The organism is Pseudomonas kairouanensis, assembly GCF_004682055.1.
In the GTDB taxonomy this organism is placed as follows: domain Bacteria; phylum Pseudomonadota; class Gammaproteobacteria; order Pseudomonadales; family Pseudomonadaceae; genus Aquipseudomonas; species Aquipseudomonas kairouanensis.
Genome location: NZ_QUZU01000017.1, coordinates 39,586 through 55,772 on the forward strand (window position 1 = coordinate 39,586; position 16,187 = coordinate 55,772).

The 16,187-nt window shown below is 56.6% G+C and carries 12 protein-coding genes and 1 pseudogene; 6 read left to right on the plus strand and 7 right to left on the minus strand.

Annotation, left to right across the window (positions count from 1 at the left end; genetic code table 11):
- Nucleotides 1–93 precede the first annotated feature (93 nt).
- The gene (locus DYL59_RS15285) at nt 94–813 is read left to right on the plus strand and encodes a response regulator transcription factor (protein ID WP_135289949.1); all 720 of its coding nucleotides are present in this window, start codon (nt 94–96) and stop codon (nt 811–813) included.
- An 85-nt stretch (nt 814–898) separates the two neighbouring features.
- On the opposite strand, the gene gyrB is transcribed toward DYL59_RS15285, so the two are convergent.
- The 4 genes from gyrB to dnaA are packed head-to-tail and all read right to left on the minus strand — an operon-like array spanning nt 899 to nt 7,094.
- Nucleotides 899–3,316, minus strand: coding sequence for a DNA topoisomerase (ATP-hydrolyzing) subunit B (gyrB, locus tag DYL59_RS15290; protein WP_105521368.1), 2,418 nt, complete (start codon nt 3,314–3,316; stop codon nt 899–901).
- A gap of 4 nt (nt 3,317–3,320) precedes the next feature.
- Nucleotides 3,321–4,424, minus strand: a complete 1,104-nt coding sequence (gene recF, locus DYL59_RS15295; protein ID WP_135289950.1) for a DNA replication/repair protein RecF — start codon at nt 4,422–4,424, stop codon at nt 3,321–3,323.
- A 10-nt stretch (nt 4,425–4,434) separates the two neighbouring features.
- Nucleotides 4,435–5,538, minus strand: a complete 1,104-nt coding sequence (dnaN, locus tag DYL59_RS15300) for a DNA polymerase III subunit beta (RefSeq protein ID WP_122485322.1) — start codon at nt 5,536–5,538, stop codon at nt 4,435–4,437.
- 38 nt (nt 5,539–5,576) lie between these two features.
- Nucleotides 5,577–7,094, minus strand: a complete 1,518-nt coding sequence (gene dnaA / locus DYL59_RS15305; protein ID WP_135289951.1) for a chromosomal replication initiator protein DnaA — start codon at nt 7,092–7,094, stop codon at nt 5,577–5,579.
- A gap of 586 nt (nt 7,095–7,680) precedes the next feature.
- On the opposite strand from dnaA, the gene rpmH reads away from it, so the two are divergent.
- The 5 genes from rpmH to mnmE all read left to right on the plus strand — a co-directional run bounded on the left by rpmH (nt 7,681) and on the right by mnmE (nt 11,630).
- Nucleotides 7,681–7,815: a 50S ribosomal protein L34 gene (rpmH, locus tag DYL59_RS15310; protein ID WP_003213577.1), complete on the plus strand. Its 135-nt coding sequence runs from the start codon at nt 7,681–7,683 to the stop codon at nt 7,813–7,815.
- 16 nt (nt 7,816–7,831) lie between these two features.
- On the plus strand, nt 7,832–8,236 hold the full coding sequence (gene rnpA, locus DYL59_RS15315) for a ribonuclease P protein component (protein WP_010168490.1): 405 nt from the start codon (nt 7,832–7,834) through the stop codon (nt 8,234–8,236).
- Nucleotides 8,229–8,474, plus strand: a complete 246-nt coding sequence (gene yidD, locus DYL59_RS15320; RefSeq protein WP_010207715.1) for a membrane protein insertion efficiency factor YidD — start codon at nt 8,229–8,231, stop codon at nt 8,472–8,474. Before rnpA ends, yidD begins: the two co-directional genes overlap by 8 nt.
- A 2-nt stretch (nt 8,475–8,476) precedes the next feature.
- Nucleotides 8,477–10,180, plus strand: coding sequence for a membrane protein insertase YidC (yidC, locus tag DYL59_RS15325; protein ID WP_135289952.1), 1,704 nt, complete (start codon nt 8,477–8,479; stop codon nt 10,178–10,180).
- Nucleotides 10,181–10,259: 79 nt separating this feature from the next.
- Nucleotides 10,260–11,630, plus strand: a complete 1,371-nt coding sequence (gene mnmE, locus DYL59_RS15330) for a tRNA uridine-5-carboxymethylaminomethyl(34) synthesis GTPase MnmE (RefSeq protein WP_135289953.1) — start codon at nt 10,260–10,262, stop codon at nt 11,628–11,630.
- Between the two features lie 19 nt (nt 11,631–11,649).
- Here mnmE and DYL59_RS15335 read toward each other — a convergent pair.
- The 3 genes and pseudogenes from DYL59_RS15335 to DYL59_RS15345 form a co-directional block, all read right to left on the minus strand.
- Nucleotides 11,650–14,088: pseudogene (locus tag DYL59_RS15335) on the minus strand (TonB-dependent siderophore receptor).
- A 93-nt stretch (nt 14,089–14,181) separates the two neighbouring features.
- Nucleotides 14,182–15,126, minus strand: coding sequence for a FecR domain-containing protein (locus tag DYL59_RS15340; RefSeq protein WP_135289954.1), 945 nt, complete (start codon nt 15,124–15,126; stop codon nt 14,182–14,184).
- A complete protein-coding gene (locus DYL59_RS15345) occupies nt 15,126–15,632 on the minus strand; it encodes a sigma-70 family RNA polymerase sigma factor (protein ID WP_135289955.1) in 507 nt (168 codons plus the stop codon). The genes DYL59_RS15340 and DYL59_RS15345 overlap by 1 nt, the downstream gene beginning before the upstream one ends.
- Nucleotides 15,633–16,187: the final 555 nt, after the last annotated feature.

Sequence of the window (16,187 nt, forward strand, 5' to 3'; positions counted from 1 at the left end):
TCTGAGCATAATTCTTCAGATTCAAACGCCGGAATCTGCGCAGTAAGTGCCCTCAAGGCGGCTGCCGTACTCTTCAACACAAAAGGACCACCCATGCGTGTCGCAATACTGGATGACGAACCCGCCGAACTGCGCCGGGTGGAACAGACACTGCGACAAATCCCCAGCACCGCCGAACAGCCCTGGACCTTGCATTGCTTCGAACGCGGTGAAGACCTGTTACGTCAACTGCGCCGGGAAACCTTCGACCTGCTGATTCTCGACTGGCAGCTGCCGGATATCACCGGGATTGCCTTGCTGCGCTGGACCCGTGAGCACATGGAGTCACCGCCCGCCGTGATCATGCTCACCAGCCGTGATGCCGAGAGCGATATCGTCACCGCATTGAACAGTGGCGCTGATGATTACGTCAGCAAACCTTTTCGGCCCAATGAACTCAAGGCCCGTGTCAGCGCAGTTTTACGCCGGCATGGTCTGCAGAAATCGGCGACTCATGAAGTGCAAAGCTTCAACGACCTGACCTTTGATGACGCGGAATTGACCGTCACCCGTGCGGGTAAACCAATCAACCTCACAGAGCGCGAGTACCGATTGGCCAGCTGCCTGTTCGCCAATCTGGCGCGGCCGTTGTCCCGCGAATATCTGTACGAACGCTTCTGGACCCACGAAGAGATGGTCTCCTCACGGCCGTTGGATACCCATATCTATCGGCTGCGTAACAAGCTGGGGTTAACGGCAGATCGGGGTTGGCAGCTGTTGACGATCTACGGGTATGGGTATCGGTTGGAGAGTGTGGCAACGGTTTCACCGTGATGTTCCACGTGGAGCATTTGATTTTTTGAGCAATAAAAAAGGCCAACGCTAAGCGTTGGCCTTTTTGTTTAACGGTGTACCTGAATCAGAAGTCCAGGTTGGAAACCGCCAAGGCATTGCTCTCGATGAAGTCACGACGAGGCTCGACCGCATCACCCATCAGGGTGTTGAAGATCTGGTCTGCGCCAATGGCGTCTTCGATGGTCACGCGCAGCATACGACGCTGGCTTGGGTCCATGGTGGTTTCCCACAATTGATCCGGGTTCATTTCGCCCAGACCTTTGTAGCGCTGGATGGTGTGACGCTTGGTGCTTTCGGCCATCAGCCAGTCGAGGGCTTCTTTGAATTCCTTGACCTGCTTCTTGCGTTCGCCACGCTGGATGTAAGCGCCGTCGTCCAGCAGGGTGCTCAGTTGAGCGCCCAGGGTTACTACGGTTTTGTAGTCGTTGCTGCCGAAGAAGTCGCGGTTGAAGGTGACGTAGTTCGACAGGCCATGGGAGATCAATTCGACCTCTGGCAGCCAGACGTTACGCTCACGGTCTTCACGCAGGCTGGCTTTGTACACCAGGCCAGACTTCTCGACGGTACGCAGGCGCACTTCGTACTGAGCCAGCCAATCCTGCATCGCTGCGTGATCGCTCAGTTGCTCCAGGCTCACAGCTGGCAAGTAGATAAAGTGCTCGGTCAGCTCCTGAGGGTACAGGCGCGACAGACGCTTGAGGGTCTTCATCACCATGCGGAAGTCGTTAACCAGACGCTCCAACGCCTCGCCAGAGATCCCTGGGGCTTCGTCGTTCAGGTGCAGGCTGGCATCTTCCAGGGCCGACTGCGTCATGTACTCTTCCATGGCGTCGTCGTCTTTGATGTATTGCTCTTGCTTGCCCTTTTTCACTTTGTACAACGGCGGCTGGGCAATGTAGATGTAGCCGCGCTCGATCAGCTCCGGCAACTGACGGAAGAAAAACGTCAGCAGCAAGGTACGGATGTGCGAACCGTCAACGTCAGCATCGGTCATGATGATGATGTTGTGGTAGCGCAGCTTGTCGATGTTGTACTCGTCACGGCCAATACCGCAGCCCAACGCCGTGATCAAGGTGCCGACCTCCTGGGAGGAAATCATCTTGTCGAAGCGGGCTTTCTCGACGTTGAGGATCTTACCCTTCAACGGCAGGATGGCCTGGGTGCGACGGTTACGACCCTGCTTGGCGGAACCGCCAGCAGAGTCACCTTCCACCAGGTACAGTTCGGAGAGGGCAGGGTCCTTCTCTTGGCAGTCGGCCAGTTTGCCCGGCAGGCCAGCGATGTCCAACGCGCCTTTACGACGAGTCATCTCACGGGCTTTACGCGCAGCTTCACGGGCACGGGCGGCGTCGATCATCTTGCCGACAACCAGCTTGGCTTCGTTCGGGTTCTCCAGCAGGAAGTCGGAGAAGTATTTACCCATCTCCTGTTCCACTGCGGTCTTCACTTCGGAAGACACCAGCTTGTCTTTGGTCTGGGAGCTGAACTTAGGATCCGGCACTTTCACCGAGATAATCGCGGTCAGGCCTTCGCGCGCATCATCACCGGTAGTAGCGACTTTGTGCTTCTTGGCCAAGCCCTCGGCTTCGATGTAGGTGTTCAGGTTACGCGTCAATGCGGAACGGAAACCCACCAGGTGAGTACCGCCGTCACGCTGCGGAATGTTGTTGGTGAAGCACAACAGGTTCTCGTTGAAGCTGTCGTTCCACTGCAGGGCGATTTCCACGCCGATGCCGTCTTCACGCTGGATGTTGAAGTGGAACACCTGGTTGACCGCAGTCTTGTTGGTGTTCAGGTATTCAACGAATGCACGCAGGCCACCTTCGTACTTGAACAGTTCTTCCTTGCCGCTGCGTTCGTCCTTGAGGACGATACCTACACCGGAGTTGAGGAACGACAGTTCGCGAATACGCTTGGCCAGGATGTCCCAGCTGAAGTGGATATTCTTGAAGGTCTCGCTGGAGGCCTTGAAGTGAATCTGGGTACCGGTGGTTTCGCTATCGCCCACAATCGCCATCGGTGCCTGAGGCACACCATGCACGTAGGTTTGTTCCCAGATCTTGCCGCTGCGGCGAACGGTCAACACCAGTTCTTCCGACAGGGCATTTACCACCGACACACCTACACCGTGCAAACCGCCGGAGACTTTATAGGAGTTATCGTCGAACTTACCGCCAGCGTGGAGCACGGTCATGATGACCTCTGCCGCCGAAACGCCTTCTTCTTTATGCACATCAACCGGGATGCCACGACCGTTGTCGCGCACGGTGATGGACTCATCCGGGTGGATGATGATGCTGATATCGTCGCAGTAGCCGGCCAGCGCTTCGTCGATGGAGTTATCGACCACCTCGAACACCATGTGGTGCAGACCGCTACCATCATCGGTGTCGCCGATGTACATACCGGGACGTTTGCGTACGGCATCCAAACCTTTCAGCACTTTAATGCTGGTCGAGTCGTACGTTTGTTCTTCGCTCATGCCTTCACTCCCGATGGTCGTGGGTCTGGGTGATACGGCCCTGTTCCACGTGGAACAAAGCGACTGGCGTTTCCGTCTGCCAGCCTTCCCTCAATAAGTCGTGGTCTACACAGGTGATAAACACCTGGCAGCGTAAGTCTTCCAACAAGCGGCATAGCGCGAGGCGATGTTGCTCGTCGAGTTCGGACGGCAAGTCATCCACCAGATAAATACATTGTCCCCGCCGGGCTTGGCTAACCAAGTGGCCCTGGGCAATACGCAGAGCACACACCACCAACTTTTGCTGACCGCGGGACAAAATGTCCGCAGCATTGTGAGCGCCTAATCTAAGACGCAAATCAGCGCGTTGGGGTCCGGCCTGGGTATGGCCAATTTGCTGATCCCGTTGCAAGGACGTGGCGAGCACAGCACTCAACTCGCGCTCTTTGTCCCAACCACGGTAATAACTCAGCGTCAGCCCTTCGAGGTCCAACAACTCACTCAAGGTCTGCTCAAAGACTGGTTTCAAGGCTTTGATATAGGCGCGGCGGTATTCATCTATCTCATCGCTGGCCAGGCACAGTTCCCGGTCCCAGGCCGCCTGCGAAGCGGCGTCAAGTGTACCATGCCGCAGCCATGAGTTCCGCTGCCGCAGGGCCTTCTGCAGGCGCTGCCAAGTGGCCATAAAACGCGGTTCCACGTGGAACACTCCCCAATCGAGGAATTGCCTGCGGATTTTTGGCGCACCTTCCAACAGCCGGAAACTGTCGGGGTTGATCAGTTGCAGCGGCAGAATTTCTGCCAACTGCGCAGCACTTCGAGCATTCTGCCCGTCAATGCGGATTTGAAACTCACCACCGCGATCACGGGATATTCCCAGGCTGCTGTGTCCGCCTTCGGCCAATTCAACCTGGCCAAATACCGTGCACGCCAACTGTTCGTATTGGATAACCGGTAACAAGCGGGCGCTGCGGAACGAACGGGCGAGCCCCAGCAAGTGAATGGCTTCCAGCACGCTGGTTTTGCCACTGCCATTGGCGCCGTGGAGGATATTGATGCGGGGGGAGGGGGAGAAGGTCACCGGGTGCAGATTGCGCACCGCGGTGACCGAGACGCGACTGAGGGACATCTAGCTTCTATTACAGGCGCATCGGCATAACAACGTAGGCCGAGTCGTCGTTGTCGGATTCTTGCACCAGGGCACTGCTGTTGGAGTCCGACAGGATCAGGCGAACCTGTTCGGTGGTCATCACACCCAGCACGTCGAGCAAGTAACTTACGTTGAAGCCGATTTCCAGGGAGCCGCCATTGTAGTCAACGCCCACTTCTTCTTCTGCCTCTTCCTGTTCCGGGTTGTTGGCCTGGATTTTCAGCTGACCATTGGCCAGTTGCAGGCGAATACCACGGTACTTTTCGTTCGACAGAATCGCAGTACGGCTGAACGCTTCACGCAACGCTTGGCGGTCACCGAGCACCAGCTTGTCACCACCTTTAGGCAGTACGCGCTCGTAGTCCGGGAACTTGCCGTCAACCAGCTTGGAGGTAAAGGTGAACTCACCCGTCGTTGCGCGGATGTGGTGCTGACCCAACACGATACTGACGTTGCCATCCGGCTCGGTGAGCAGGCGCGCCAACTCAAGAATACCTTTGCGCGGCACGATCACCTGGTGACGATCCGGCTGACCGATATCAGCTTTCATCGAGCACATTGCCAGACGGTGACCGTCAGTGGCTACAGCCCTGATGATGCCTTCGGACACCTCCAACAGCATGCCGTTGAGGTAGTAACGCACGTCCTGCTGGGCCATGGCGAAGCTGGTGCGCTCGATGAGGCGGCGCAGTTTGCTTTGCTCAAGGCTGCAGGTCAGCGAGCCCGGGCCTTCTTCCACGGTCGGGAAGTCGTTGGCCGGCAAGGTGGACAGGGTGAAGCGACTGCGACCGGCCTTGACCACCAATTTAGCCTCATCAACCTTGATGTCGATGAGGGCGTCGTTCGGCAGGCTTTTGCAGATATCCATCAGCTTGCGCGCAGGTACGGTGATCTCGCCCGGCTCGGCAGGCTCTTCCAGTTGTACGCGACCAACCAGTTCGACCTCAAGGTCAGTACCGGTCAGGGACAGTTGCTGGCCTTCGACCACCAGCAATACGTTGGAGAGCACCGGCAAGGTCTGTCGGCGCTCGACGACGCCTGCGACCAGTTGCAGGGGTTTCAACAGGGCTTCGCGTTGAATGGTGAAATGCATGGTCTAGTCCCTTGCCTTAATAAGCTGCGCTGGTGTCATTACGTTGTCAGTGTGCGCAGCAGGTTCTTGTAGTCCTCGCGAATATCCGCGTCGGATTCCTTAAGTTCATTGATCTTGCGACACGCGTGCAAGACCGTGGTGTGGTCGCGACCGCCAAACACATCACCAATTTCCGGCAGGCTGTGGTTGGTCAACTCCTTGGAGAGTGCCATGGCCACCTGACGGGGACGTGCCACCGAGCGCGAACGGCGCTTGGACAGCAGGTCGGAAATCTTGATCTTGTAGTACTCGGCCACGGTGCGCTGGATGTTATCCACACTCACCAGTTTGTCCTGCAGCGCCAGCAAGTCTTTCAGGGATTCGCGAATCAGCTCGATGGTGATATCGCGGCCCATGAAGTGCGAGTGAGCGATGACCCGCTTGAGCGCGCCTTCGAGCTCACGCACATTGGAGCGAATGCGTTGGGCAATAAAGAAAGCAGCGTCGTGGGGCAGGTCGACTTTGGCCTGGTCGGCCTTTTTCATCAGGATCGCGACCCGGGTTTCCAACTCTGGTGGCTCGACTGCAACAGTCAGGCCCCAGCCAAAACGCGACTTGAGGCGTTCTTCCAGGCCTTCGATTTCCTTCGGGTAACGGTCACTGGTCAAGATGACCTGTTGGCCACCTTCGAGCAGGGCGTTGAAGGTATGGAAAAACTCTTCCTGGGAGCGCTCTTTACGGGCGAAGAATTGAATGTCATCGATCAACAATGCATCAACGGAGCGATAAAACCGCTTGAACTCGTTGATGGCGTTGAGCTGCAAGGCCTTGACCATGTCGGCGACGAAACGCTCCGAGTGCAGGTACACCACCTTGGCATTCGGGTTCTTCTTTAATAGGTGGTTACCGACCGCGTGCATCAAGTGCGTCTTACCCAAGCCCACGCCACCATAAAGGAAGAGTGGGTTGTAGCCGTGCTTGGGGTTATCCGCCACCTGCCAGGCAGCCGCGCGGGCCAGCTGGTTGGATTTACCCTCGACGAAGTTCTCAAAGGTAAAGGTGCGATTGAGGTAGCTGGTGTGCTTGAGCGCGCCCTCAACCTGCACAGTGCGCTGTTCGGCACGCACTGGGGCTTGTTGGGAGCTGGCTCCCGCCATTGGGTCGAAGCTGTCACGGGACGGCTCTTCATGCTCTGGCGCGCTTTTTTGCGCAGCTGTTTTCGAGGGCGTAGGCGCCGGAGCGGGCGGGGTAACCACCGGAGCAGCGGCAGCCTGGGCTTGCGATGCAGCTGCCGCCAAGGGTGCGTTCGGCGCAGCGCGAGGCGCGGAGCTACGCTTGCTACCTATTAATAAGGAGAGCACGGGGGCGAGCCCGTTGCCGTGTTCATCGAGCAATTCGAGAACGCGACTCAGGTATTTCTCGTTGACCCAGTCGAGAACAAAACGATTGGGTGCGTAGACACGCAACTCGTCGCCTTCGGCTTCGACCTGTAGCGGACGGATCCAGGTGTTGAATTGCTGGGCAGGCAGCTCATCGCGCAAAAGCTCCACGCACTGCTGCCAAAGTTCCACTGACACGGATATCCCCTAAGTTGAAAGCCGGTGAGGCAAAAACAGCCGCCATTGTAGCGGCGAGCCGCCCACTTATCCACATGTAGGTTGCGCACAGGCCAGCCAAAATCAATGCCTTATCCCCGAAAAAAGCGACCGATGGTCTGTGCATAAGGTCTGTGGATAAGCGTACCTGAGCTCGTTGTACAAGTGGGGGCGAAAGTCTGTGGGTAACTGGCCTGTGGATAACATCCCTTTTCACCCACAGCTTATCCGACAGCGCAGCACAGGCAGAGCCCAGTTTCTCCCCCGTGTTGTCATTCTCTGTACATCAAGTGGAATATGGCCTCAAGGCAGTTATCCACAGATGATCGGCTCCCTAGCTTTTATAAGCTTTACAGAAAAGCTTTAAATAACTTCCTTCTTTATTTTTATATCTATGGCATTGCCCATGAAAGCTGAGCGCAGAGAAAAGGGCCCTTTGCCCTATAGAGATCTAATTGAAGGAAAAGCTGGTTGGAAATTGACCTAGAGGCTTGCTTTCTCTAGAATCGCCGGTCTCTTAAAACGGGGGCCATTCCGGCCCGTTGTGGACGAACCAGGTAACAACGCCATGAAACGTACTTTCCAACCAAGCACCATCAAACGCGCCCGTACCCACGGCTTCCGTGCTCGCATGGCTACCAAGAACGGCCGTGCTGTCCTGTCGCGTCGCCGCGCCAAAGGTCGTGCGCGTCTGGCAGTTTGATAATCCGGTACTGGTGGTGAGTCAGGACTTCAGTCGGGAAAAGCGTCTGCTAACCCCCCGGCACTTCAAGGCAGTCTTTGACTCCCCCACCGGCAAGGTTCCGGGGAAAAATCTCCTGCTCCTTGCGCGTAACAACGATCTGGATCACCCCCGCCTCGGGCTGGTGATCGGCAAGAAGAGCGTAAAGCTCTCCGTTGAGCGCAATCGCCTCAAGCGTCTGATGCGCGAATCGTTTCGCCTCCACCAGGAGACTCTGGTTGGTTGGGATATTGTTATCGTCGCGCGCAAAGGCTTGGGTGATGTAGAAAACCCCGAATTGATTCAGCATTTCGGCAAGCTCTGGAAACGTCTGGCGCGTACCAACAAGCCAGCTCCAGCAGTCAGCACCGAAACTGTAGGGGTAGACAGCACTGATGCGTAAACTGGCACTCGTTCCGATCCAGTTTTATCGCTATGCCATTAGTCCTTTGATGGCCAGCCACTGTCGTTTCTACCCCAGTTGTTCCTGCTACGCGTTAGAGGCCATAGAAAATCATGGTCTTCTGCGCGGTGGCTGGCTGACCTTTCGTCGTTTAGGTCGCTGTCATCCGTGGAATCCCGGTGGTTATGACCCGGTTCCGCCTATCCCTACCTCCCGTTCTTCTTCGATGGCCGAGTAATCATGGATATTAAACGCACGATCCTGATCGTCGCCCTGGCAATCGTGTCCTACGTTATGGTTCTTAAATGGAACCAAGACTATGGCCAGGCTGCCCTGCCGACTCAGAATGTTGCTGCCAATGCTGTTCCTGCGGGACTTCCCGACACAGTGAGCGGTACCAACACTGCCGCCAGTGATGACATTCCACGCGCAGCGGGCGAAACAAACGCACCCGCGGAAGTTCCAGTGGCCGCCAGCACCGACCTCATCCAAGTCAAAACGGATGTGTTGGACCTGGCTATCGACCCACAGGGTGGCGATGTCGCCAAACTGACTCTTCCGCTGTATCCGCGTCGTCAGGATCACCCGGAAATTCCATTCCAGCTGTTCGATAACGGTGGCGAACGTGTTTATCAGGCACAAAGCGGCCTGATTGGCAGCAATGGTCCCGATGCGAGCCCTACCGGTCGTCCGGTTTTCTCTTCGGAGAAGAAAAGTTATCAACTGGTTGATGGCCAAGACCAACTGGTCGTTGACTTGAAGTTCAGCAAGGACGGCGTCAACTACATCAAGCGCTTCACACTCAAGCGTGGCCTGTACGACATCGTTGTCACCTACCTGATCGACAACCAGAGCGCCCAGCCTTGGACTGGCGCAATGTTTGCCCAGCTTAAGCGTGACGCCAGCTCCGATCCGTCCTCCAGCACCGCCACCGGCACCGCGACTTACCTGGGCGCAGCCCTGTGGACAAGTTCGGAGCCGTACAAAAAAGTGTCCATGAAAGACATGGACAAGGTCGCTGAAGACAAAACCAAGGCGCCGATCACCTATAACGTGAGCGGTGGTTGGGTTGCCTGGTTGCAGCACTACTTCGTGACTGCGTGGATTCCTCAGCCTGGCCAGAACAACGCAGTTCTGGCGCGCAAGGACACCAAAGGCAACTACATCATTGGCTACACCGGCCCGGCGTTGACCGTCGCACCAGGTGCCAAGGCTGAAACCAGCGCCACCCTGTACGCCGGTCCGAAAAGCCAGGCTGTACTCAAAGAGTTGTCCCCAGGTCTGGAACTGACTGTGGACTACGGCATCCTGTGGTTCATTGCTCAGCCGATTTTCTGGCTGCTGCAACATATCCACAGCATTGTGGGTAACTGGGGCTTCTCGATCATCTTCCTGACCATGCTGATCAAAGGGATCTTCTTCCCTCTGTCGGCTGCCAGCTACAAGTCGATGGCGCGTATGCGTGCCGTTGCGCCGAAGTTGGCTGCTCTGAAAGAGCAACATGGTGATGATCGCCAGAAAATGTCGCAGGCCATGATGGAGCTGTACAAGAAAGAGAAGATCAACCCGTTGGGTGGATGCTTGCCGATTCTTGTGCAAATGCCGGTCTTCCTGTCGCTGTACTGGGTGCTGTTGGAAAGCGTCGAAATGCGCCAGGCGCCGTTCATCCTGTGGATAACCGACCTGTCGATCAAAGATCCGTTCTTCATCCTGCCGATCATCATGGGTGCGACCATGTTTATCCAGCAGCGCTTGAACCCGACTCCGCCGGATCCGATGCAGGCCAAGGTCATGAAAATGATGCCAATCATCTTCACGTTCTTCTTCCTGTGGTTCCCAGCTGGTCTGGTGCTGTACTGGGTGGTCAACAACGTGTTGTCGATCTCTCAACAGTGGTACATCACACGTAAAATCGAAGCGGCTACTGCAAAAGCTGCGGCGTAATTTACTCTGTGGATAACCACTCAAGACGCCCCCTAGTGGGGCGTTTTGCTTTCCGTCATTTTTATTCTGGAACCTGCTGATGAGCGCTCCTCGTGAAACCATCGCTGCTGTCGCTACCGCTCAAGGTCGCGGCGGTGTCGGTATCGTTAGAATTTCCGGGCCGCTCGCCGGCATTGCTGCCAAGGCCATCAGTGGCCGTGAGTTGAAGCCGCGCTATGCCCATTACGGCCAGTTCCTGGATGCTGACGAAAGCGTCTTGGACGAAGGTTTGGCCATCTACTTCCCGGGGCCAAATTCCTTTACGGGTGAAGATGTCCTTGAACTGCAGGGCCACGGCGGTCCGGTGGTATTGGATATGTTGCTGCAACGCTGCTTGCAACTGGGTTGCCGCCTGGCTCGACCGGGGGAGTTCAGCGAACGCGCTTTCTTGAATGACAAGCTCGATCTGGCCCAGGCTGAGGCGATTGCCGATTTGATCGAAGCCAGTTCCGCACAGGCTGCGCGCAATGCATTGCGCTCGCTGCAGGGCGCATTTTCCCTGCGTGTGCATAACTTGACCGAACAACTGATCAGCTTGCGTATCTATGTCGAGGCTGCGATTGATTTTCCGGAAGAGGAAATCGACTTCCTGGCCGATGGCCACGTATTGGCGATGCTGGATAAAGTCCGCGATGAGTTATCCACAGTGCTGCGCGAGGCCGGGCAGGGGGCCTTGTTGCGTGACGGCATGACCGTGGTGATTGCCGGACGGCCAAACGCCGGCAAATCCAGCTTGCTCAATGCGTTGGCGGGGCGCGAAGCCGCTATCGTCACCGAGATTGCCGGTACCACTCGGGACATCCTGCGCGAACATATCCACATTGATGGCATGCCGCTGCATGTGGTCGATACCGCTGGCCTGCGCGACACCGATGACCAGGTGGAAAAGATCGGCGTAGAGCGAGCGCTCAAGGCCATTGCTGAGGCTGACCGTGTGCTACTGGTGGTAGACGCCACGGCACCCGAGGCTGTGGATCCTTTTGCCCTCTGGCCAGAGTTCCTGGAACACCGGCCGGACCCGGCCAAAGTGACGTTGATCCGTAACAAGGCCGATCTGACGGGTGAAGCCATTGCCATGGAAACCAGCGACGATGGCCATGTCACCATCAGCCTGAGTGCGAAGTCTGCCGGTGAAGGCCTGGAATTGCTGCGAGAGCACCTCAAGGCCTGCATGGGCTATGAGCAAACCTCAGAAAGCAGCTTCAGCGCGCGCCGCAGGCACCTGGAAGCGCTGCGACATGCCAGCGCGGCGCTGGAGCACGGTCGTGCACAACTGACCTTGGCGGGTGCAGGAGAGCTGCTGGCCGAGGATTTACGCCAGGCGCAGCAGCTGTTGGGGGAAATCACCGGCGCATTCAGCTCCGATGATTTGCTGGGACGGATCTTTTCCAGTTTCTGTATCGGTAAATAGCCGAGTTACCCACAGCTCCTTACCAGTTGTAGGACACCGTACCGAGCAAGGTACGGCTGTCCCCCCAGTAACAACGGCCAGCGTCGTTGCAACCAGAAACATATTCCTTGTCGAAAAGATTCTTGGCGTTCAAGTCGACCGACCAGTGCGTGTCGATCTGGTAACCGATTGCAGCATCCACCAACGTGACGCTGCCAGGATCCAGTTTCCCGTAGAGAGTCGGCTTGGTGTAGGAATACGCGCTATCGAAGTAACGCACGCCCCCGCCCAGGGACAAGCCTTTGAGTTGGCCATCCAGGAATCGATACTTACCCCAGACCGACGCTTGGTTGCGGGGAACACCAGTCATCTGGTGCCCCTCCACCAACGAACCCGCCGTGTCCTTGGTAATCCGTGCATCGGTGTAGGTGTAGGCCGCCGTCAGATTCAGGTTTGGCGTGATGTTGCTGTTGATCTCAACCTCTGCACCCTTGGCGCGGCTTTCGCCCACTTGGCGATAAGTATTGGTGGTGCTGTCGAGGTAGGTGTCGTCTTGCTTGCGCAGGTCATAGACCGACAGCGTCATGGCTGTGTCCCAACCGATTGGCTCGTACTTCACGCCCACTTCATATTGACGGCTGGTGATCGGCTTGAGCGGTGAGCCTGTCACCGCGATTTGCTGTACGGGTACGAACGCTGTGGAATAGCTGACATACGGCGTCAGGCCGTTGTCGAACTGGTACATCACGCCACCCTGGTAGGTGAACTTCTGCTCGGTGGTGCTCGAATCCGTCGAGCTTTTTACCTTGTCGCGAAAATCACTGTCGACCCAGTCCTGACGGCCGCCCAGCAGGAACAACCAGTGGTCGTACTTACTTTGGACCTGTGCATAAACGCCTTTCATCTGCTGCTCTAGCAGGGTGTTTTGCACAGCGATGGGGGTAGTCGGATCCTTTAGATACACAGGGTTATACACATTGATAGCGCCAACCAACCCCCCATCCCAGTCCTGATTGAACGAGGTGCGATCGTAGCTCGCGCCAAATAGCACGGTGTTCTCCAGGCTGCCCAGCTGGAATTTGCCTTCCAGTTGGTTATCCAGGGAATAAACCATCGACTTGTTGTAGCGGTCGTAGGCACTCATGTTCAGCTGAGTGCCAAAGCCCTGGTTATTCAAATCCCCTGGCCAGGTTTCATGCCGGGTGATACGTGACTGCATGTAGCGCGAGTTCTGGCGGAACTGCCAATCATCATTAAAGCTGTGGCTGAATTCATATCCGGTGTTCCAGGCTTCACGCTCGAAGGTGTTCCAGTCCGGGTCGCCGAGCATGGTGTGCTTGGACAGCTGGCCATTGGGGTTTGTGAGCAATGTGCCCGCCGCCGGTAAGCCGAGTTCCAGGTTGGTGTGGTCCTTTTGGTAGTTGGCCAGCAGGGTGAGGGTGTTGTAGTCGTCAAAGTTCAGGGTGAGGGAGGGCGCAATGTAGAGCCGGTCATCCGGGACGTGGTCGGTCTGCGTATCGGACTTGCGGCCCAACATCACCACCCGGCCAAGGATATTGCCGCTGTCATTGAGCGGGCCGGAGATATCCACACCCACCTAGCGGCGGTTGTTGGAGCCATACCCCAACTGCAACTCGCCCTGGGGCGTCGCAGTCGGGTGTTTGCTGACCAGATTGACCAGGCCACCCGGGGCATTTTCGCCGTAGAGCAGGGAAGAGGGGCCCCGGAAGATTTCCACACGCTCCAGCCCGTAGGGTTCGCTGGTAGTGTCGTACCTATTACCTTGCACGCGTAGGCCGTCGCGCAGCAGGCCGTAGCCGTAATCCGTGGCGTTGAACCCCCGAATGAAGAATAAATCTCCCGCCAGGCTATCGCCGGCAGCAAAGGGCGGCGCGAAAATACCGGGGACGTAGCCCAATACCTCTGTCAGCGTTTGAGATTTCTGGTCCTTGATGCGCTGGCCGGTGACCACTGAAACCGAGCGCGGCGTTTCCGACAACGGCGTACTGGTCTTGGTCCCTATGCGGCTGTTTTGTGCCTTGTAGCCTACGTCCCCGGCAATCTCCTGATTGAAACCGCTCTGTTGATAAGTGCTGACTGTCGTGGGCGAAAGGGTCAGTTGACCGGAAGGTGCCGCCTGCAGTACATAGCTGCCAGGGGCCTGGATCACCGCTTGCAGACCTGAGTTTTGCAGCAATAGCGCAAACCCTTGTTCCACCGAATAGTCACCTTCCAGGCCAGGGGTATCCAGGCGCGCAGTTTGCTGGGGCGAAAATGACAGGATCACATTCGCCTTGGCGGCAAACTGGCTGAGTGCATTGTCCAGCGGGCCGGCCGCAATCGCGTAGTGTTGTGACGAACTGGCTGCCAGGGCGCCGGCCGGTAACAAAACACCGGTGCCGGCGGCCGTGCCCAGCAGCAGGCCACAGGTGATGCCGTGATAAGAGAGTCGCTGGCGAAACTTGGTGGGAAGGCGCATAGGTGGATAAACCCTGAAGGTAGCGTCGTGATTACCTGTAGGGCCGCACCAGGTAGAAAAAAGATAACCCCCCTGTGGACTATTTTTTCGCGCTTAGCCGGCTCGTTTCACCGAAACCCAATAGCGGGTGAAATAGTTGACCTGGATGGGAAGGGTCGCTTGCAGGTTGGCCAACACGGCATCAGTGGAATCCAGCCGGAATGTGCCGGAAACACGTAGGCGCGCCGACGCCGAATCGCATTGCAAAACGCCTGTACGATAGCGGGCAAGGTCGTCGATCACCTCACCGAGCCTTCGGTCCAGCACAATCAACTGCCCATCGACCCAGGCTGCCTGGCTGCCGCGATATGGATGATTGGCCCCAACAACCTGCCGGTCAAAATCGGCGCTTTGGCCGGCGCTGAGTACCCGGCCATGTTCGGGCTGATCAACGGGTGACACCCTGACCCGGTCCTCCAACACCCCGACACGCGTGGAATCCGAGAGCTGGCGCACCGTAAACCGCGTGCCCAATGCCTGGACTCGGCCCTGGCGGGTTTCGACGTAAAAGGGGATCTGCCCGCCGGACTTTCCAGTGTGGATAAGTACTTCTCCCTCGCGTAGGCGGATCAAGCGCTGGTGTGTATCGAAAGCCACATCAATCGAGGTGCGAGTATTGAGATCCACCCGCGTACCGTCGGCCAACTCGATACGCCTGCGCTCACCAACGCCAGTGCGGTAATCGGCCCATGCATTACCCAATGACGTATGTTCCTGGACATTCCACCCCAGGTACCCGGTACCACCGAGCACCAGCATCCACTTGAGCACCTGCCGCCGTTGTTGCGTGGTCGACAACGCACGGCGGGTCAAATCTGGAGGCAGGGTGCCAAGGCTGCGCTGCAACTGTTCCATCTGGTTCCACGCGGCCTGATGGGCTGGGTCGCCATTGAGCCACTGCTGCCAGGCATGGCGTTCGGCCGCAGTCGGGGGCTGGGATTGAAACTGCACATACCAACTGGCGGCGGCCTCGAAGGTTTTGCGATCGGGAGCAGCCATTACACGTTGGCCATGATCAGCGAGCATTCCGTGAGTGCACGGATCATGTGCTTCTTCACCGTGGTGAGGGAAACCCGCAACTGGTCGGCGATCTGTTGATAAGTCAGGCCATCGATCTGCGAGAGCATGAAAATCCGCCGCGTTCGTTCACCCAAGGCAGACAAGGCTTTGTCCACAGCTACCAGGGTTTCAATGATGATTGCCTTGTCTTCTTCACTGATGGCGGTGGCTTCAGGGCGCTCGGCCAGCGTCAGCCTGTAGGCCTGTTCGATCGCGTGTCGCCGATAGCGATCAATCACCAGTCCCCTGGCGATGGTTGCCAAGTAATCCCGTGGTTCAAGGATCTGCGCAGCATGGCGACCGCCCAGGATACGCACGAACGTATCGTGGGCCACATCGGCTGCATCGCAGGCGTTATGCAACTTGCCTTTGAGCCATCCGTGCAGCCAGGAATGGTGTTGCTCGTAGATATGCTGGACGGCAACCGTATGGGAAGGAGGCGACATGGAGTGTGATAAGGCAGCTTAATGATAATCGCTATTATTAACTGCCCCACGGTTTTCTCACAATAGGTCTCTTTTAACTGCGCTTCACACTGAGTCTGAGGATTTCGGTGGCTTTGTCGTGGATGACATTCGGCGACATTGACCCATTTCTGTGGATTAAGCCCTGTGAATAACCGCCCCTGTGCCCAGTTGATAACAGGGCTCGAAAACTGAGTACAAACCCATCTGTGGATAACCAGCTGTTTAATCCACAGGCTTAAAGCACTTATCCAAGGGCCTCATGGGCACATGACCACAGACTTTTGAAACTCTGTACATCACGTAATTAAAGGGCTGTACAGATCTATCCACAGAAAGGTGGTCCAGTAGAAATAAACATAAAAACAAAGATTTAATAAATTTCTCTCTTTTAATTTCTATTGTCTGTGATTCATCCACAGCTGGTTAAATTTTGTGCAAAGGGTTCTTTAGGAAGGGCTAAGTCCCTATACTTGCCGCCAAAGCTCTAAATCTCTTTCAACAGACAATTCCTGATTACCTACATAAGCAGGCACG